We start from the raw sequence: 18950 nt of genomic DNA, 5'->3' as shown, positions 1-18950 counted from the left end.
CAACACTCCAAACCTCTACACATAGGTAATTGCATCAAACATTATTATAGATAAAAATAGTGAATTATTTGTGAGATTTACGATTTTTCTCTTTCCCTATTTTATCATGAGGGAAATTGATTTTGAAATCAGGCTAATGTCTTCTACTTTTTATCTAACAGGGACACATGCCCTTCCCAATTTTGTTTTTTCTAATAGGCTAATAAAGAGGAGTGACGAACATGCATGAGAGGAGCACGATGAACAGAAAGAATTTACTGAACCTATTTAACTCAGGCACAGGTTTTCCTAATCTAGGAGATGGAGGTCAATTTCCAGGTGGAAACAGTGGATATCAAGGTTATGTTCAACAGACCGCATTTCAAGGGCAAGGGGCAGGATTCGGTTCAGGGCCGCCATTTAATCAAGGCCCTTACAGCGGGGCACCAGGTTATTTGCCACAAGGGTATCCTGGACCAGGTTATCCACCTTCAGGTTTTGGGCCTCCGCCACCATATGGACCGTCAGGCGGCTACGGATATGGCATAAACCCCCTCGGTGCAGGATTGATTGGTCTGGGATTAGGATTTCTCGGAGGACAGATAGTGAATACTCCATTTAAAGGTCCACATAAACGTTACTATTATTATTTATAAATATTACTAACCGACTCCCCAGCAGAGTCGGTTTTTCTTTTGGAGAGGTAGAGTGGAATTCATTTTGACATTATACCCATCGGGGTATATAATGAGAATAGAAATATAAAGGTGTGACAATCACACTAATAAATAATAGGATGAGGTGCATGAAATGGAATTTATCGGATTGATGGTTTTGGCTGCATTGGTTTTTATATATGTAATGGTCAAGAAACCAGGGAAACATATCAAGCAAATTTCAACAAATGAATTAAAACCATTGTTAAAGGATAAAAGCAAACAGTTTATCGATGTGCGAACGCAAGGAGAGTACAAGCAAAATCATATTAAGCAATTCATGAATATGCCTTTGCAATCCCTGAAGAACAACGCGGACACATTATCAAAAGATAAAGATGTCATCGTCATTTGTCAAAGTGGAATGAGAAGTGCCAATGCATGTAAATTACTGCATCAGAAAGGTTTCACTTCTGTCATAAATGTAAATGGTGGAATGAATTCCTGGTCGAAATAATCCTTTTAAACATACCGAAAGAGGGGGATCTCTATGAAAATCATTAGTGCAAATGAAGTGAATCAACGTTTATCTGCAGGTGAAAAATTAAATATTATCGATGTTCGTGAGGCATCCGAAGTACAAAATGGGAAGATACCCACAAGTGTCAATATTCCATTGGGTTTACTTGAATTTCGTATGAATGAATTAGAAAAAAAGGAAGACTACATTATTGTGTGTCAATCTGGAGGGAGAAGCAGTCAAGCTGTGAAATTTCTCGAGTATCAAGGATACAACGTAACAAATATGAATGGCGGTATGCTGGCTTGGGAAGGAAAAGTTGAATAACTACTCCAAACCTTGTTTCGATTCACAATTCTTAATACCCCTGTAGGTTTAAATCGGGGAATTTAGGATAATGTATAAATGAAGAGATAACAATAACATGAGGGAGGAATGTATGTTATGACAACAGTAAACATATTGACAGCTAAGGAACTTACAAAAAAAATCTTGGACGGGGAAAGGATGTTCATTCTCGATGTCCGCCCTAAAGAAGCATTTGATGATTGGAAAGTAGAAGGGAAGAACGTTAAAATCATTAACAAACCCTTTTCCGAATTAAAGGACAATCTAGAATCAGTTCAAGCTACATTGCCGAAAAATGAAGAGATATATGTTATATGTGCTAAAGGGAAATCTTCTACAAGAACGGCGGAAATGCTTGTTGAGGCAGGCATGGACAATATTTATTCGGTAGAAGGGGGCATGCAGGCCTGGAGTGAATATCTGGAACCCGTTAAGATTGGGGAACTCGCAGGTGGGGAGATTTATCAATTTGTGCGTATCGGGAAAGGATGCTTATCTTACGCCGTCGTCTCTAAAGGTGAGGTTGCTTTCATTGATCCAAGCCGTCTGCTCGAACCTTACAAAGCATTCATTCAAGATAATAAATTATCCGTAAAAGCTGTACTGGATTCTCATCTTCACGCGGATCATATTTCTGGTGGACGATCACTAAGTAATGAATGGAATTCACCGTACTATTTACCTCCGAAAGACGCAGAAGAAGTTCAATTCGCTTATAGTGAATTGACTGATGAAACGGTCATCAGGGTAGGAGATACGACGATTGAAGCTGTCTATTCGCCTGGTCATACGATTGGAAGTACTTCTTTCATAGTTGATCAGCACTATCTATTAACTGGGGACATTTTGTTTATCGATTCCATCGGACGACCGGATTTAGCCGGAAAAGCTGAAGATTGGGTTGGGGATTTGAGACAAACATTGTATTCCAGATATAAACGTCTTCAGGATGATTTAATCGTTCTGCCTGCACACTTTATGACTATCGACGAGATGAATGAAGATGGTTCAATATCACATCTATTAAGCGATTTGTATAAAGAAAATCATGGCTTGAATATTGACGATGAAAAGGAATTCAGAAAAACGGTTACAGAAAATCTTCCTCCACAACCCAATAGCTATGAGAAAATTCGTGAAACAAATATGGGTAAGATCAACCCTGAAGATAAAGAAAAACGTGAAATGGAAACTGGTCCTAATCGATGCGCCGTACGCTGAAGAGTGGTTCTGCAGTAGCAAAAAGAATGCAAGATAATAAAAGGCAACCGTCCCATTATCTATTTGGATGGTTGTCTGCTGGAGATCTACCAAGGAAGTGATTCAGTATGAAGGAAACCAATGAATCAAAATATATTCAGCAGCATTTGGCGAATGAACGAACGTTTTTGGCTTGGATCCGAACCGCTATTGCCATCATAGGTATTGGTTTCTTGACAACAAGTTTACATTTTAATTCTCTTCAAGGGGATCCCCTTCAAGATCGGATTGCAGCAGGAATAAGTGTTGTTTCCATTTTCATAGGGTTGGCAATCATTATAGGTTCGACGCTCAATTATTACCGCACGAGGAAACATATTAATACCCAAACATTTGTATCAGCTGATGTCTTCATTAAAATGATGGCTGTTGTAGCTACAATCGTGCTCTTATTTGTAACGGTGTATTTCTTCACTTTAAATTAGAAAAAAGCTGAAGGCGAGGTGAATTGATCCCTCGCCTTCAGCTTTTTTAGTCTTGTTTCTGTTCGTTGTAGTATTGTACGGATGTCATAGCCCCTTCACTCACCATGGAATTGTCTTCTATATTTGATGGATCCGGATTTCCGCCTTTATCAACGGGTAAATCTTCTTTTTTTCTCTTTTTAAATTTCGTTACAAGGCCCTCTTTCATATTATGAAGTTGATTACGTTTTTCTTTCGAAGACAGCATCCATCCTAATGAACCTGCAGTTACAGTGGCACCGACAAGCAGTGTTTTATTTACTTTCATTCTGTTCTCCTCCAATCAATAATTTTATTTGCTTATTATGTTCCTTGTTTTCCCGGCATGCATGAAATTAAACATGGGGATTCCATTTTCATATTACAGGAGTGGACATTATGCTCATTCTGGTTGAAAATAAACATAGTATGTAAACGAAGAGAGGATGGACAGGATGAAAGATTCAGAGAAACAAACTGTTGTCGGTTTTATAGGAACAGGCGTCATGGGAAAAAGTATGGCGGATCATATCCTAAAAGCAGGCTACCCATTAATTGTTTATAATCGTACGAAAGAGAAGGCAATGGACTTGATACATAGCGGGGCGAAATGGGCTGAAACACCCCAGGAGGTGGCAGAAGCTTCAGATGTGGTCATTACAATCGTAGGGTACCCTTCAGATGTAGAGGGGTTATACCTTGGAGAAAATGGAATTTTACAATACATGAAACAGGGTTCAGTGGCCATCGATATGACGACGTCTTCTCCGAAATTGGCTGTGGAAATATGTGAAGCAGGGATTGATAGAGGGATTTCCGTATTGGATGCTCCTGTATCAGGAGGAGATATCGGAGCCAGAGAGGCAAGGCTTTCCATTATGGTCGGCGGGACAGAGGAATCGTTCGAGTTGGTCATGCCACTCTTGAAACTCCTTGGTTCCAACGTAGTCTATCAAGGAAAAGCAGGTTCTGGTCAGCATACAAAGATGTGTAATCAGATTGCCATCGCATCGAATATGATGGGGGTTACAGAAGCCCTGCTTTACGCAAAGAAATCTGGATTGAACCCAGAAAGTGTCCTGACGAGTATCACATCCGGGGCAGCAGGCAGCTGGTCCTTAAGCAACCTGGTTCCACGAATGATTGATCAAGATTATGCTCCAGGATTTTATATAAAGCATTTCATCAAAGATCTTAAGATTGCTCTTGATTCAGCTAAGGATATGGAGATCAGGACTCCGGGTCTTCAGTTAGCCCTTTCATTATATGAGGAGTTGGCCATGAAAGGCGAGGAGAACAGCGGAACCCAGGCGCTAATTAAATTATTGGAAAACTAATGTAAAGAAACGTCCCTCAGGCAGGGACGTCTTTTTATATCTTTCCGATGAAGTCTGGATCTTTTTGTATTCCTGATTGGGTGGGGAGCCAGTTCGCAGGAACTCCTTTGCCAGTCTTTCGTGCATATTGGATCCCTTCCAATACCCTTAAGATTTCAAATGTACTTCTCCCGACTTCGTTCGGGTAAATCATTTTAGAAGATATGATTCCTTCAGGGTCGATGATGATGGTGGCACGAAACGTTGCACCTGCATGCTCATTCAGTACACGATAGGCTTTACTTATTTGATGGTTTCGGTCACTCACCAACTGAAATTGTACCTTCGATGCAGAAGGGGACACTTCCGTGAATACTTTGTGGGAGTAAACACTATCTGTACTGATTCCAAGCACTTCAGTCTGTAATGCTATAATTTTAGGGTAAATAGCAGCGACCGCTGCCAATTCAGTCGGTCAAACGAAAGTGAAATCACTGGAATAAAAAAATAATATGACCCATTTCCCCCTATATGCCTCCAAGTTAACGGTATTTATTTTCTTTTGTGTATTATCGTATGCTTCAGCAATAAAGAGGGGGGCAAGGTCATTTGTTTGAGCACAGAAAGGAAAGGTACCAGCTTCACTTCTCATTTGAGGATATCTTGAATAGAAAGGATTGTACATCCACTCACCCCTTTAGAGAAAGTACTATCAACATATGCAGTGATGCGAATAAATATGATGGAGAGGGCAACCTTCTGTGATTCATACTTCATGCAAACATGGGAATAATAGGGGGGATTGTACATTTTTCTGAAGGTAAGGTGAATGTGGTGAAGAGAAATATTAATAAACTTACTAAAGTGATATATATGTTTGGTTCAGTTATGACGGTAGTTGCCTTCCTTGTATCTTATGTTCAAACCAAAACGATCATTAAAGCGATTAAGAAGTATAGCCCTTATAATTAAGGTTATCGTTTGCAATATCTTCGTGTAACTTAGACAATGAAAGTGAGGAGGGATTCTATTGAAATTAATAGGTAAGAAAATCATTCAATTAGTCAGTACAGATTTCGAAGACCTTGAGCTATGGTACCCGGTCATGCGTCTAAGGGAAGAGGGGGCGACCGTACATATTGTCGGCGAGAATGCCAATGAAGAATATATCGGAAAATATGGGGTGCCGATTGTTTCTGAGTTTGCCTTTAAAGATATCGATCCGAAAGATTATGACGCCATATTAGTCCCAGGAGGCTGGTCTCCCGATAAACTTCGTCGTTATGAAGAAGTTATTGCAATGGTCCAATCGATGGACGAACGAAAGAAACCGATCGGACAAATCTGCCATGCGGGCTGGGTATTGATATCAGCCAAGATCCTACAAGGGGTCAAAGTCACCAGTACACCCGGGATAAAGGATGACATGGAAAATGCAGGAGCAACCTGGATAAATGAGCCTGTCGTAACAGATGGTCACATTGTGTCCAGTCGCAGACCACCTGACCTGCCTGACTATATGAGAGAGTTTATTGAGGTGCTGAAAAACAGTAAATGAAAAAAGGACTGGTCAGGAAAGCGTTTAGTCGCCTTTCCGGACCAGTCCATTTCTTTGTCTATTTCTTTTTTTCTCTTTTATTACGATCATTCACCCGGGCAAAAAACGTCTGTTTTACAGATTGATGGGTAGTGATGGCGGCACCTGTAGCAATGAATCCGTTTGCAATCCCGTTAAAATCAAAGCCCAGTGTCCATCCGCTAGCTCCTACCCCCACCAATAATAATATCCAAATAATCAACCAATCCGGAATATGTGGGGTTCTCTTCAATGCATATCCAAGCACCCATAATACAGGAACGAGTACCGTGACTTGTGGATCGATGGAAATCCCGCTTAATAAGTTTTCAATCATGTCATTCACTCCCTATAATGAAAAATGACTTCTATAAAGCTTATTCATGTATTGGGTGAGTTCATGACAACCTGTATGGATATCTTTTATGAAGAGTAGTAAATACCAAGTGAAATTACCTTTAAAGTGACATACGAATTTTTCAGTGATATTATATTGATTGACCTATATTAAAAAGGAGATGTTATATATGGCAAAAAAAGGATACATACAATTTCAAACAGGTGAAAAAATCGAATTTGATCTTTTCCCAAATGAAGCTCCTGGAACAGTGGCTAACTTTGAGAAATTAGCAAACGAAGGTTTTTACAACGGATTAAGCTTTCACAGAGTGATCCCCGGTTTTGTAAGTCAAGGGGGATGTCCGAATGGAAATGGGATGGGCGGTCCTGGATACACGATTAAATGTGAAACAGAAGGAAATCCACATAAGCACGAAGAGGGTTCATTATCCATGGCCCATGCTGGTAAAGATACAGGAGGCAGCCAATTCTTCATCGTACATGAGCCACAGCCTCATCTTAACGGCGTTCACACCGTCTTTGGAAAAGTGACTTCCGGCATCGAAATCGCTAAATCAATGAAAAACGGCGACGTTATGGAGAAAGTGGAAGTATTTGATGCATAAGTAAAGAGGGACGGACCTTGGGTGACTTTCACATTCGGATAAAGAATGGTTGAAATAATTCAAGTGATGTTGTATTATACTAATACAGGCTGCGTTGTACGTAATCATAACGAAGTTTTAACCTTTAAACTGTAATAGGGAGTTTTACATCGAAGTTGGAATGTCAAGCCTCCACGATTTGAGGACGACAGGAAACCTTCTGCAAACACCCACTTTGAGGAGTGGTGGTTTAAAACTTTCTTATATCAAATTACGGCAAATGTGGCTCCTTACATTAGTATCTCAAGTCAGTTCCCAATCGGGGGCTGGCTTTTTATTTTCTTCAAAAATAAAAAAAGACCGGGTTCCAAAATGGAATTCGGTCTTTACATATATGTAACCAAAGGCCCCTCCCGTCCGTACATGGTTAAGTGTCCCGCAACAAGCGAATGTCCGGGAGAGGCAAGATAAGTGTATCATGATTGACGTCAATGTGCAAAACGATTTAATTCAATACAGCCTGGGATGTCAGGTAATGGTCGATGTCATTGAAGTCATCCACTTCAATACAAGGAGTCCCGCTCTCCTCCAGGATTCTTTGAAGTGCTTTCATGGCAAAGGTCACATCTGCTACTTTAGCTGCGTGACTATCAGGTTCACTATCCCCGGCAAAATAAATCATCTTATATTGTTTCTTCAAATCGGTCATCACTTTGGACTTATCAATCCCATATCGCTGTGAAAAATGAGGATGTTCAGGGTCGATATTCATATGTACATTCTTCTCTTTATAATATCCTTCATTGGAATAGACTTTGACACCTTTAATACCGTATTGTTCTAGAATAAGTCGGATGTAGTAATCTGTTCCTGCACTTAGAATATAAAAGTCTCCTCCATGTGCTTGAACTTTACGGATAAACGCAGGAACGTGATCATCAATTTCAAGTGAATGAATGTCTTCAATAATTTGCGTTTCATCCTGATGGATGGATGAAAAGACTGTACGCAGAAAATCGATATCCTTCATGTCCCCGGCCTTCCACTGTTTAAAAAGGGCTTCTCCTTCAGGAAAATATTTCTTCATGACAAGATGATAGAAATCCATTTTAGAAATGGTTCCATCAAAGTCTGAAACAAATGCCCATTTCTTCATATATTCGCCTCCTTGTGATTTGTATAGATGATTGTAACATGTTTTAAGAAAAGGATGAAAACGAAATGTAACCCATAATATCATTATGTAAACCAAGTCGAAGCATGAAACATCACCCTGCAAAATTAAACAGGGTGACTGATCATCACTTTTTCATACTCTTCACAAATTCTTTAAGAACTTCGGGTGTTCGTTTAACTTCCTGGATAGTAGTGGTCACGCTCGACTTTTTATATTCGATGTCTTCTTGAATCTCTCCCTGGGTTTCTTGAAGCTGTGTTGCTTCTGCAGAGATTTTATCCATTCTCGCTTGAATATTGGCCACCGTATGATTCATGTCATTGACAATCGGGCGGGTTGTTTTGATGGTTCTCATTAATGCTGCTCCAAACAAAATCAGGGTAATGACAAATAGTGCAATACTCGCATATACAATCCACATTTGAAATTTCACCTCATTAATTAAATGCTTTTAATGTTATATTCCCTAATTCAGGCTAAAATAACGTATTTATTTGTTTTATCCTTCTGGTTTACTAATTCTAATAAAGCTAGTAATCTAAACTATATGCTTGATTTCTATAAAGGGAGAGGGAGAGACGAAGTGATAAAAGCCATCATGTTTGATTTAGATGACACATTATTATGGGACTCAAAAAGTATTGAAAAAGCATTCGAAGCAACTTGCCTTTATGCCGAAACCAAAGCGGGTACAGATCCGGTAATGTTAGAGAAAAGTGTAAGGGAAGCTGCCAGGGAACTGTATGCAACTTATGATACATATGCTTTTACACAAAATATCGGTATCAATCCCTTTGAAGGACTGTGGGGCGACTTCCTGGATGATCATGATGAACACTTCCTTAAAATGAGAGAAATCGTTCCTACATACCGAAAAATGGCATGGACTCTCGGTTTGGCATCTTTAGGTGTATCTGATGCAAAACTTGGTGAGGAATTATCCGAAAAGTTTCGAGATGAAAGGGGTCAGAGACCATACGTTTATGAAGATACCTTCCATGTGTTGGATGAAGTGAAGGACCGGTATCAGCTATTGTTATTAACGAATGGATCTCCCCACCTGCAAAATACAAAGCTCGATAAAACCCCTGAACTACTGCCATACTTTGAAGAAATCATCATCTCCGGGAATGTTGGTAAAGGAAAACCGGATCCATCTATGTTTCAGCATGCTTTAGAAAGGCTGAAACTGCATAAGAATGAAGTTATCATGGTTGGGGATAACTTAAATACAGACATCCTGGGAGCTTCAAGACTCGGTATCAGGACGATCTGGATAAACCGTCGTCAACAAAAACCAGATAAGGTTATACCGGATTATGAAGTGAAAGAATTGCACGAAGTGATCGGAATTGTCAATAATATGAATTAAAAAACAAAGAGGCTTCGATTCTTCGAAGCCTCTTTATTCATAATCGTTATCCTCCTTACATACTATTCACGGAAGTAGGAGCATTCTCAATATAGCTCGTCCCATGTGCGAAAGGGGCGGCTTCATGATTACAGAAGGAGGAATTGCAATGGGAAAAGGAATACATCACGTGAACGTCCATGCATCAAAATCAAGCGTATGGGCGTTTATCCGTGATATGAATACCTGGGCTCCTCTTGTTCCTGGATATAGGGAGCATACCATCTTATCTGATCGTGAATCACATTGGAAATTTGTTGCTCACTACGGGGTGGTAACAAAGAAGATCCATGTTCAGGTTTTGATTACCGAGTGGATTGTACCTTCTGAAGTGAAATTCACGTTAACTGGGATCAACCAGAGGTTCACTGGTACAGGGTATTTCAAAGCGGATGAGATAACCCCCCTTGTTATAAGAATGACGGGATGTTTAATGATTGAATCCACCAGCCCCCTTGCGAAGCTGCTTCAAACGACATTTGATCATATGATCGTTGACCTAACAAGGGAATTAACTTCCGCAGTTGCAGTGGCCATTGAAAGAAAAGAGTCTTGAATTCAGGAGCCCTGCATCTTATTTAGGGCTTGTTTCCTTTTAAGACAGATCATCTGAATGATTGATGATGTGATATAATAAATGGTTTATGAGCAAGAGATTTGTTAGATACAGTAGAAATACATACACTATTAAATACATAAACGAAATAATTGCAAAACGTATAGGATAAAGGGGTTTTATCATGCAAAAGCTTCATATACTTCGGGAAGAAGCCATAGAAGAAACGAAGAGGAAGATTGAGGAAGATATCGCACATTTCCTTGAGAAACATGAAAAATGTCCATCGTACCAGGGCTATCTGACAGAGAGAGGTGCTTTTTTTCAACAAATATGGCTGAATATCTGGCTGAACAAAGTAACGAATGACGTTCTACGCAGCCATAAGAAAGCGTTCCTCCGGGACAAAGGCTACGAAATAGAAGGTACGGATAAAAAGCTCCTCAACAAATTGTTCCGAAATGAAATTAGAGACTATGAACCTTTCCATATTTTAAATTGGTTAAAGGAAAATCCACCTTCTGAAAGTGATTGGCAAAAGCATCACCAAAGGGTAAGGAAGGAATCCCTCAAGAAAGATGAAGAAAAAAAGCAGGCACTCCTCCAAAAGGATATCCAAAAAGACATCCTGTCCTTTGTTAACCATACAATGGATAAACTTGAACTTCATTGGTATGTGGAGTTACGCTATATATTCGCGAAAAAATGTATAAATGACTTGGAAACAAAATCAAAATATCGTTCCATTGAACCATTCATGCTGGAAGAGAAATTAGAGAAAGAAGGTAGCTTCTCAACTACTTCATTCACTACTGTGGCGGATTTTTTAGGTGAATTTACCGGATCGATCCATAAGAAGAGTGAATATTGGAATGGACACGTATGGGAATATGAAACATATTTCTATCCATATGAACGATTTGTTTTCTATCACTCCGAGCAGGTCGTCTATCGTTCACTATTTCAGCATATCCCCCCTGGATTAAAAGCTGGTTATGAGAGTGTGTTCGGACAGCAACTATCAGAAGAAAGGCTGAGTAGAATCAGTCATCATCACCTCCTTACGTTAAAGTCAACATTTTTTAACAGGATTCAGGAAGAGTACGTAGAAGATTTATACAAGCTTGTAGAGATTCCTTTTAATATGGATGTTCATCTTTCATTGTATGAAAAGGACCTGGAGCAGCGGGAAGAGAGAAAAGCAGCTGAATTAGCTGAACTGAAACGAAAGCAGGAAGAACAAGAACGTGTATTGGAAGACATCTTCGGTCGTGAATACAGTCCCTCATTCAGGGGAGATATCAACTATATTCTTCATATCGGAGAAACAAATACAGGAAAAACCCATCATGCGATCAGTAGGATGAAAGAAGCTAAAAGCGGTATGTATCTTGCACCACTTCGCTTGCTCGCTTTAGAAGTGTTCGACAAATTAAATTCTGAAGATGTGCCCTGTAATTTAAAAACAGGTGAAGAAGAAAAAGAAGTCCCATTAGCACACCATGTGTCCTCTACTGTTGAAATGTTCCGTGAAAAAGATGAATATGAAGTAATCGTGATCGATGAAGCCCAGATGCTTGCCGATCAGGATCGAGGCTTTGCATGGTACAGGGCCATTACGAAAGCAAGAGCGAAAGAGGTCCATATCATAGGAAGTGAAAACGTCCGGGAACTCCTTTTGGAATTGGTAGGGGAAGGAAACGTCGACATTCACAATTATAAGAGAGAAATTCCTTTACAGGTTGAATCGAAGGAATTTCAACTGAAATATGCAAAAAAAGGGGACGCCATCGTTTGTTTTTCAAGAAAGAAGGTATTGGATACGGCTTCAAGATTGCAAAATAACGGACATAAAGTCAGTATGATTTACGGTAGTATGCCCCCTGAAACAAGGAAAAGGCAAATGATGCAGTTCATCAAAGGGAAAACCAATATGATCGTTGCCACTGATGCAATCGGGATGGGATTGAACTTACCGATTCGCAGAATCGTATTTCTGGAAACGGATAAATTTGACGGAACGAGAAGAAGGAGACTCACTTCTCAGGAAGTAAAGCAGATTGCCGGTCGAGCTGGTAGAAAAGGAATGTACAATGAGGGAAGGGTTGCCTTCGCAAAGGATATTAAGATGATGAAGCAACGTCTTGAACAGCCCGATCAATCTCTCCGCACGTTTGCGATTGCACCTACAAGCGGGGTGTTTGAACGGTTTCAACGCTATTACCATGATATGGACACGTTCTTTTACTTGTGGGACAAGTTCAAGAGTCCCTTTGGAACGGAGAAAGCAACGCTTTTTGAAGAAAGAGAGCTTTATGAATTAATACGTGGCACGGACATTGAAGCTAAGTTATCGTTAAATGATTTATACGGTTTTCTTCATCTTCCTTTCTCAAAGAAAGAAGCTCAAATAACAGAACAATGGCTTCAGTGTATGTTTGCGATCGTTGATGGGGAAGACCTGCCGGAACCAGAGCTTAAGAATCACAACCTTGAGCAAAAGGAAGTTTCGTATAAAGCTGTCGGACTTCATCTGCTATTTTTATACCGATTGGGCAGGCAGACAGAGGCGATCTATTGGGAGAGGGTCCGAAGTGAAATTGCAGATGGAGTACATGAAAGCTTAAGGACGGAAGTCACAAGTATGAGCCAAACGTGTAAACAATGTGGAAAGAAGCTTCCACCCAACTTTGGATTTCCCATCTGCGACAGGTGTCACACCACCAGGGTGAAAAGAAGAACTAAAAGAAAGCCTCCTCATTTCTGACCGATGAGCACATCATAAGTAAGATAGAAGGTTTTATGATACGATCAGTACGAAATAAGAAACTGTTGATTGAGGTGTTCAAGAATGAAAATAGAAGTATGGTCAGATTATGTATGTCCATTTTGCTATATTGGCAAACGCCATTTAGAGGAAGCCCTTGAGAAATTCCCTCACAGGGATGGGGTTGAAATAGAATTTAAAAGCTTTGAGCGCTCCGGTGAATACATCTTTAAGTATCCAGGAAATTTTATCAAAAAAATATGGAACCTCTCTTGAACAAGCTAAAAATATGACAGACAGTATGAGCCAGCAAGCTGCCACTGTCGGACTCGATTTTAGATTTGATACGAATATACCGACGAATACGTTTGATGCACATCGCCTTACGAAATATGCAGAAACGAAAGGAAAGGGGGCAGAGCTTACAGAAAAATTGTTGCATGCTCACTTTACCCTTTCCAAGCATATTGGTGACAGGGATACCCTTGTTGAATTAGCCAAAGAAGCAGGATTAGATCAAGAGGAGGTAATGGCTGTCCTTGAAGGCAGCGAATTCTCTCAAGATGTTCGAAATGACGAGGATGAAGCAAGACAGATTGGTGTACAAGGGGTGCCGTTCTTTGTCATCAATCGTAAATATGCCATATCCGGTGCACAGCCAAGTGACATTTTCTTGAACTCGATTCAAAAAGTGTGGGATGAGGAAAATCAAACGTCTCCACTCAAGCCTCTTGCTACAGAAGGTATGGCTTGTGATGAAAATGGTTGTGAGGTTCCTCCTACCAAGAAGTAATCAATTTGAGGCACATAATTAAAACGAGAAAAGCAAGCGGATGATCCCGCTTGCTTTTTTCGTTAATTACTATAAAAATTCTCTGTATAATAAGGCTGTGATTTCTCGTTAAAGGCAACGCCTATACCTAAATGCTCGTAGTGTGGCTGCAGGATGTTATCTCTGTGGCCTTTTGAATTCATCAGTCCTTCGTGGGCGAAAATTGAACTCAGCTGACCGTACGCCAGGTTTTCTCCTGCCGTCCGAAAGGCTACCTGATCTTCTTCCATCCGGTCGAACGGTGATTGTCCCTCGAGATTCGTATGACTGAAATAGTCCTGTTCCGCCATATCCAAACTATGTTTCCGGGCCGTGTCTTTTACTTGATCATCCCATGAGAGAACGCTCAGGCCTTTTTCCACTCGGGTTGCATTGGTAAGGTCGAATAACTGGAATTCAAATCCTTCTTTTAATTCGGAGCTTCCGTCGGAATAAAAGTTTTTCTTATTGGCTTCCAGGTCTTCTTTGATGATCTGAATGGCAGTGACCGTATCGTTTTCATGCTTGTCGTAGAAGATGGTCACATAGCTTCCATCGACTTGATATACTTCCTGTTCACCGTTATTTTGCAGCTGATATAATGTAAGCCCTTTACGTATATTCGTTAATGGTTTTCCAAGTTCGTTTTGTACCATCTCTTTGGACACGCCCATTTTAATCCCTGAATCGGAGGAGAGGAGATCCTGATTTGTAAACAGGCCATTTACCAGTCCGTTTTGATCATAGGAAACCATCAAGAAGTTCCGATAGTTTTCATGATAGGCATTCCATGAAACCCCGTATTCATTGACGGATTGTCTTTTGGCTTCACCGAGCTCCCCCTCGACACTTTCTCTGGAATGACCGATTTCAATGTTGTAAATCGAGAATTTTTGATCACTTGGAACTGTCAATGTCGGCTTTTCTACAGGATCAACTTTCTTCTTGTCAGAAGTGTTCTCAAGATCCCGGAATGAATCGTCGAGTTTTATCAGAAGAAGGTTCACTCTGTTATAAATCTGCTCAAAGGTATCCTGTACCCTTGGGTTATCCTTGAATTCTTCAATTTTGGAGAGAACGGAATCGAACCCTGTGGCTTCGACTTTTTCCTCCCAGATGGGTTTTGATATATAGGCAATCACGATAATCATGATAAGAATAAATAATCGTCTCAAATGCAAACACTCCATTCTACCATTCATTGTATCCAATTTACTTAAGAAGTAAAAATAGAAAGGCTTCTTCCCTATATGCAGTACCCATTCTACCCTATTTTCAATCCAATCTTCCTGTTTTAGTATGGTTGGGTCTGGGTAAGATAAATGAATAGGGCATACTACACAAACTTTACATATAAGGGGAAATGCACAATGAAATTATCTCATGAAGAACGAATCCAACTCCATGAATTCAATAACTTAACGAAATCATTAAGTTTTAATATGTACGATATCTGTTATACGAAGACCCGGAAAGAACGTGAATCCTATATCGAATACATTGATGAGCAGTATAACGCCGATCGACTGACGAAGATTCTGACTCATGTTTCGGATATTATCGGAGCACATGTGCTCAATATATCAAAGCAGGATTACGTTCCCCAGGGTGCGAGTGTGACTATCCTGGTATCAGAAGGTCCAATCGTTGAAGTGCCAACGGAGCATTTTGATGAATCACCGGGACCTCTTCCCTCAACGGTGACAATGCATCTTGATAAAAGCCATATCACGGTTCATACTTACCCTGAGTATCATCCTCATGAAGGGATTTCGACATTCAGGGCTGATATCGATGTATCGACGTGCGGGGAAATTTCTCCCCTTAAGGCATTGAACTATCTGATCCATTCATTTGACACAGACATCATGACGATGGATTATCGGGTGAGGGGCTTTACCAGGGATATCAATGGTAGAAAACTATTCATCGATCATGACATCAATTCAATCCAGAATTACATTCCGGAAGAAATCAAGGATGAGTATGACATGATCGACGTAAATGTTTATCCTCAAAATATATTTCACACAAAATGTAAGCTGAAGGAATTTGATTTAAATAACTATCTATTTGGTTATACGAAGGACAAACTGGAAGATGATGAGGTAGATGAAATTACGGATAAAGTAAAAATGGAAATGGATGAGATATTTTATGGTAAAAACATCCCAAGACCATAGACAAATCATGCCCCTTTGTGCAGCAGTCAGCAAAGGGGTATTTTGGGGTTGAAATCTTATTATTATGAAAATGGATTTTGAGAAGGGAATCTTGAACCTCTTGAAGAATAGGTAATTATGCATGCAAATAGAGGAGGAACAAGGAATGAATTCACACGAAATTGAATACAAATTGCACGGGGATGATATGCAGTTTGTCGAAATAGAATTAGATCCGGGAGAAAGTGCCGTAGCAGAAGCTGGTGGCATGATGATGATGGAAGATGGAATCGGAATGGAGACGATCTTTGGTGACGGATCGCAAGGTGGAGGTACCGGTGGGTTTCTTGGCAAGCTTGTTGGTGCGGGAAAGCGTATATTGACGGGCGAGAGCTTATTCATGACCGTATTCACGAACGATGGAATGGGCAAGAAGCATGTGTCTTTTGCTGCTCCTTATCCTGGGAAGATCATCCCTGTTGACTTAAGTGAATTAGGTGGCAAGGTCATTTGCCAAAAGGATGCATTTTTATGTGCAGCAAAGGGAGTATCCGTAGGAATTGATTTTCAAAAAAAATTAGGAACGGGATTCTTTGGTGGAGAAGGCTTTATCATGCAGAAGCTTGAAGGTGATGGGTTAGCTTTTCTCCATGCAGGTGGGACCATCTATAGAAAAGAGCTTCAACCAGGGGAAGTGTTACGAGTGGACACCGGGTGTTTAGTGGCCATGACAAAGGAAGTGGACTACAACATTGAATATGTTGGGAAAATCAAATCAGCCTTCCTTGGTGGAGAAGGATTGTTTTTTGCTACCGTCCGCGGTCCAGGCACAGTTTGGATTCAATCGCTTCCGTTCAGTCGGTTAGCAGAGAGGATTTATGCCAACGCTCCAGGTGGAGGACGTTCTACGGGTGAAGGAAGTTTACTTGGAGGAATTGGTGACTTTCTCAATGGTGACGATTGATCAAATCTCATTAATAGAGCCGCATTAAAAGAAAGAACACAGCATCAGATGAAAATGCGATCAAGTATGATCGTATTTTTATTTGGTTGACAATATACCATATAGGGTATATTATTGATCATGAAGAAATTATTGATTTACTGCAATAAATGGGAGGAATAGACAATGAAACAATTAACAGCAAAACAGGTTGAAGAATTATTAAACGAAAACCAATCGTTAAACATCCTAGATGTACGTGAAGATGATGAAGTGGCTTCAGGGATGATTCCTACTGCTAAGCATATTCCTTTAGGACAAGTTGAGAGTCGTATGGGTGAGTTGGAGAAGTCAAAAGAATATATCATGGTTTGCCGTTCCGGGGGTAGAAGTGGACAAGCAGCACAATTCCTTGAGAATCAAGGGTTTGATGTCATCAATATGACAGGTGGAATGATGTCTTGGGAAGGTCCGACTGAATAAGCTTTTCTGCTTAATATTGCAAAGAGTAGAGTAACTAAGATCTTTTCAATCGTAAAAGTGAATTATCTGAAAGAAAACAAGATTTTCATCTGAAGGATTCCTTATGGGGAGTCCTTTTTTTATTCTTGCATTTTCACGATAAAACATTCAGTATTAGTAGACAAGTCTAAAATCGTATTAAGAAAGTAGGAATGTTCATTGAACTCTTTTTCATCCCTAGGAATATCCGTTGGATTACAGAAAATATTATCGACCAAAGGTATAGAAAAGCCGACACCCATACAAGAAAACGTGATCCCCACTCTCCTTGATGGACAAGATGTCATAGCCAAAGCTCAAACCGGTACAGGCAAAACATTCACTTATGTTTTACCTATATTAGATAAAAGTAAAGCAAATACGAAAGATATACAAAGTTTGATCATTACCCCAACGCGTGAATTGGCCATCCAAGTAACGAGTGAAATAAAAAAGCTCACGGCCGATAACAAAGGGTTCAGCGTTCTCTCTGTCTACGGAGGTAAAAGCCATGAAGAGGAAATAAAAGAGCTGGAGCAACACGTCAATATCATTGTTGGAACTCCTGGACGGCTTTTGGATCATGTGAAAAGAGGGAACCTAAACTTATCACATCTGAAATTTTTAGTCATTGATGAAGCAGATCAACTTCTTCAGATAGGGTTCCTGAATAAAGTAGAAGAAATCTTAAGGAAAACACCAGCTAAGCGACAAACCATGCTATTTTCTGCTACGATTCCTCCTGAAATCAAAAAGCTGGGGAAAAAGTACATGAACTCACCACGATTCATCGAGGTAGCGGAAAGGAATAAAGCGACTTCCATCAATCAATATGCCATTTTCACAGTGGATCGTGCAAAACAGGACACAGTTATTCAATTAATTGAGGCGTTTCAGCCTAAGAAATCCATCGTTTTTTGCAGAACAAAACGTAGGGTTTCGAAATTATATCAAGTATTAAGGTCAAAAGGCTTTCATGTTTCTGAACTTCATGGTGATATACCCCAAGAGAAGCGTGAAACAATAATGGAGCATTTTAGAGCAGGGGATGTACCGATGTTAGTGGCGACGGATGTTGCATCAAGAGGATTGGATATCGAGGGAGTCACACATGTATTCAACTATGATATGCCACTCGATGCAGAAACCTACATTCACCGAATCGGCAGGACGGGGAGAGCAGGGGAAACAGGTCTTGCTTATACTCTCTACTCTTCTGAAGAGAGAGGTCTTCTGGACGATATAGAAACAGAATTAAACAGCCGGATTCAGAAACAAAATCTTGGCAATACCATAAAGCTAAAAACCAAGTCATCTTCCAAGAACAAGGGGGAAAGAAGACAAGGGAAAAGCAAAAATATGGAACAATTAAAGAGAGCGGATGAACCCAAGGTCAAGAAGTCTGAAGGAAACCAATCTGGTTCCGTGACTTTAAAAGGAAAGAAAACACGCTCTGATGTAAATGGGAAAAAAAGCGGAAAAAGGACCAAACCGGGTAGTCATAATTAAAAGTAATAACCTAAAAACCATGCCACGCATGGTTTTTTATTGTGGAATAATAAGGGTAGAAAAACATAGTT

The 18950-nt window shown here is 40.1% G+C and carries 21 protein-coding genes, 1 other RNA gene and 1 pseudogene; 17 read left to right on the top strand and 6 right to left on the bottom strand.

Translation table 11 applies throughout. The annotated features are described in order from the left end of the window. Positions 1-221: 221 nt before the first annotated feature. The 5 genes from SLH55_RS13210 to SLH55_RS13190 all read left to right on the top strand — a co-directional run bounded on the left by SLH55_RS13210 (position 222) and on the right by SLH55_RS13190 (position 3188). Positions 222-635, top strand: a complete 414-nt coding sequence (locus tag SLH55_RS13210) for a hypothetical protein (protein WP_219169886.1) — start codon at positions 222-224, stop codon at positions 633-635. Between the two features lie 154 nt (positions 636-789). Further along, positions 790-1152, top strand: coding sequence for a rhodanese-like domain-containing protein (locus SLH55_RS13205; protein WP_320323621.1), 363 nt, complete (start codon positions 790-792; stop codon positions 1150-1152). A gap of 33 nt (positions 1153-1185) precedes the next feature. Next, positions 1186-1482 (top strand): rhodanese-like domain-containing protein, encoded by a 297-nt coding sequence (locus SLH55_RS13200; RefSeq protein ID WP_320323620.1) that lies wholly within the window; start codon positions 1186-1188, stop codon positions 1480-1482. A 108-nt stretch (positions 1483-1590) separates the two neighbouring features. After that, the gene (locus SLH55_RS13195; RefSeq protein ID WP_413787096.1) at positions 1591-2724 is read left to right on the top strand and encodes an MBL fold metallo-hydrolase; all 1134 of its coding nucleotides are present in this window, start codon (positions 1591-1593) and stop codon (positions 2722-2724) included. 107 nt (positions 2725-2831) lie between these two features. Then, positions 2832-3188: a YidH family protein gene (locus SLH55_RS13190; protein ID WP_219169894.1), complete on the top strand. Its 357-nt coding sequence runs from the start codon at positions 2832-2834 to the stop codon at positions 3186-3188. A 46-nt stretch (positions 3189-3234) separates the two neighbouring features. Here SLH55_RS13190 and SLH55_RS13185 read toward each other — a convergent pair whose 3' ends face one another. Beyond that, positions 3235-3495 carry a hypothetical protein gene (locus tag SLH55_RS13185; protein WP_201715054.1) on the bottom strand — a complete coding sequence of 87 codons (261 nt, stop codon included), beginning with the start codon at positions 3493-3495 and terminating at the stop codon, positions 3235-3237. 166 nt (positions 3496-3661) lie between these two features. Here SLH55_RS13185 and SLH55_RS13180 point away from each other — a divergent pair, with 166 nt between their 5' ends. Beyond that, positions 3662-4543: an NAD(P)-dependent oxidoreductase gene (locus SLH55_RS13180; RefSeq protein ID WP_320323618.1), complete on the top strand. Its 882-nt coding sequence runs from the start codon at positions 3662-3664 to the stop codon at positions 4541-4543. A gap of 34 nt (positions 4544-4577) precedes the next feature. Here SLH55_RS13180 and SLH55_RS13175 read toward each other — a convergent pair whose 3' ends face one another. Continuing rightward, positions 4578-5174, bottom strand: a complete 597-nt coding sequence (locus SLH55_RS13175; protein ID WP_320323644.1) for a peroxiredoxin — start codon at positions 5172-5174, stop codon at positions 4578-4580. A 378-nt stretch (positions 5175-5552) separates the two neighbouring features. On the opposite strand from SLH55_RS13175, the gene SLH55_RS13170 reads away from it, so the two are divergent. Further along, positions 5553-6080, top strand: coding sequence for a type 1 glutamine amidotransferase domain-containing protein (locus SLH55_RS13170; protein ID WP_219169903.1), 528 nt, complete (start codon positions 5553-5555; stop codon positions 6078-6080). A gap of 58 nt (positions 6081-6138) precedes the next feature. On the opposite strand, the gene SLH55_RS13165 is transcribed toward SLH55_RS13170, so the two are convergent. Next, the gene (locus tag SLH55_RS13165; RefSeq protein ID WP_219169905.1) at positions 6139-6435 is read right to left on the bottom strand and encodes a phage holin family protein; all 297 of its coding nucleotides are present in this window, start codon (positions 6433-6435) and stop codon (positions 6139-6141) included. A 190-nt stretch (positions 6436-6625) separates the two neighbouring features. On the opposite strand from SLH55_RS13165, the gene SLH55_RS13160 reads away from it, so the two are divergent. Both SLH55_RS13160 and ssrS read left to right on the top strand, forming a co-directional pair. Beyond that, on the top strand, positions 6626-7063 hold the full coding sequence (locus tag SLH55_RS13160) for a peptidylprolyl isomerase (RefSeq protein ID WP_206855066.1): 438 nt from the start codon (positions 6626-6628) through the stop codon (positions 7061-7063). Positions 7064-7146: 83 nt separating this feature from the next. Next, positions 7147-7335: non-coding RNA, 6S RNA (gene ssrS, locus SLH55_RS13155), on the top strand. 212 nt (positions 7336-7547) lie between these two features. On the opposite strand, the gene SLH55_RS13150 is transcribed toward ssrS, so the two are convergent. Together SLH55_RS13150 and SLH55_RS13145 are read right to left on the bottom strand one after the other, a co-directional pair. Then, on the bottom strand, positions 7548-8198 hold the full coding sequence (locus SLH55_RS13150; RefSeq protein ID WP_219169907.1) for an MtnX-like HAD-IB family phosphatase: 651 nt from the start codon (positions 8196-8198) through the stop codon (positions 7548-7550). A 145-nt stretch (positions 8199-8343) separates the two neighbouring features. Then, complete coding sequence (locus SLH55_RS13145; protein WP_219169910.1) at positions 8344-8640, bottom strand: DUF948 domain-containing protein; 297 nt, start codon at positions 8638-8640, stop codon at positions 8344-8346. A gap of 162 nt (positions 8641-8802) precedes the next feature. Between SLH55_RS13145 and SLH55_RS13140 the strand changes: the two genes are divergently transcribed. The 4 genes and pseudogenes from SLH55_RS13140 (at position 8803) to SLH55_RS13125 (ending at position 13746) form a co-directional block, all read left to right on the top strand. Further along, complete coding sequence (locus SLH55_RS13140) at positions 8803-9591, top strand: HAD family hydrolase (protein WP_320323617.1); 789 nt, start codon at positions 8803-8805, stop codon at positions 9589-9591. Positions 9592-9739: 148 nt separating this feature from the next. Continuing rightward, positions 9740-10186 (top strand): CoxG family protein, encoded by a 447-nt coding sequence (locus tag SLH55_RS13135; protein WP_219169915.1) that lies wholly within the window; start codon positions 9740-9742, stop codon positions 10184-10186. A gap of 184 nt (positions 10187-10370) precedes the next feature. After that, positions 10371-12953 (top strand): helicase-related protein, encoded by a 2583-nt coding sequence (locus SLH55_RS13130; protein WP_320323616.1) that lies wholly within the window; start codon positions 10371-10373, stop codon positions 12951-12953. Positions 12954-13037: 84 nt separating this feature from the next. Then, positions 13038-13746, top strand: a pseudogene (locus SLH55_RS13125) (DsbA family oxidoreductase). Positions 13747-13808: 62 nt separating this feature from the next. Here SLH55_RS13125 and SLH55_RS13120 read toward each other — a convergent pair. Continuing rightward, on the bottom strand, positions 13809-14939 hold the full coding sequence (locus tag SLH55_RS13120; protein WP_257475183.1) for a CAP domain-containing protein: 1131 nt from the start codon (positions 14937-14939) through the stop codon (positions 13809-13811). Between the two features lie 195 nt (positions 14940-15134). On the opposite strand from SLH55_RS13120, the gene speD reads away from it, so the two are divergent. The 4 genes from speD (at position 15135) to SLH55_RS13100 (ending at position 18879) form a co-directional block, all read left to right on the top strand. Next, complete coding sequence (gene speD / locus SLH55_RS13115) at positions 15135-15947, top strand: adenosylmethionine decarboxylase (protein ID WP_219169921.1); 813 nt, start codon at positions 15135-15137, stop codon at positions 15945-15947. Positions 15948-16092: 145 nt separating this feature from the next. After that, positions 16093-16890, top strand: a complete 798-nt coding sequence (locus SLH55_RS13110; protein WP_219169922.1) for a TIGR00266 family protein — start codon at positions 16093-16095, stop codon at positions 16888-16890. 165 nt (positions 16891-17055) lie between these two features. Further along, the gene (locus SLH55_RS13105) at positions 17056-17352 is read left to right on the top strand and encodes a rhodanese-like domain-containing protein (protein ID WP_320323615.1); all 297 of its coding nucleotides are present in this window, start codon (positions 17056-17058) and stop codon (positions 17350-17352) included. A 198-nt stretch (positions 17353-17550) separates the two neighbouring features. Continuing rightward, positions 17551-18879 (top strand): DEAD/DEAH box helicase, encoded by a 1329-nt coding sequence (locus tag SLH55_RS13100; RefSeq protein WP_320323614.1) that lies wholly within the window; start codon positions 17551-17553, stop codon positions 18877-18879. Positions 18880-18950: the final 71 nt, after the last annotated feature.

This window comes from Rossellomorea sp. YZS02 (assembly GCF_033963925.1).
Classification (GTDB): Bacteria; Bacillota; Bacilli; order Bacillales; family Bacillaceae_B; genus Rossellomorea.
This window is presented reverse-complemented; position numbering and strand designations above follow the sequence as displayed.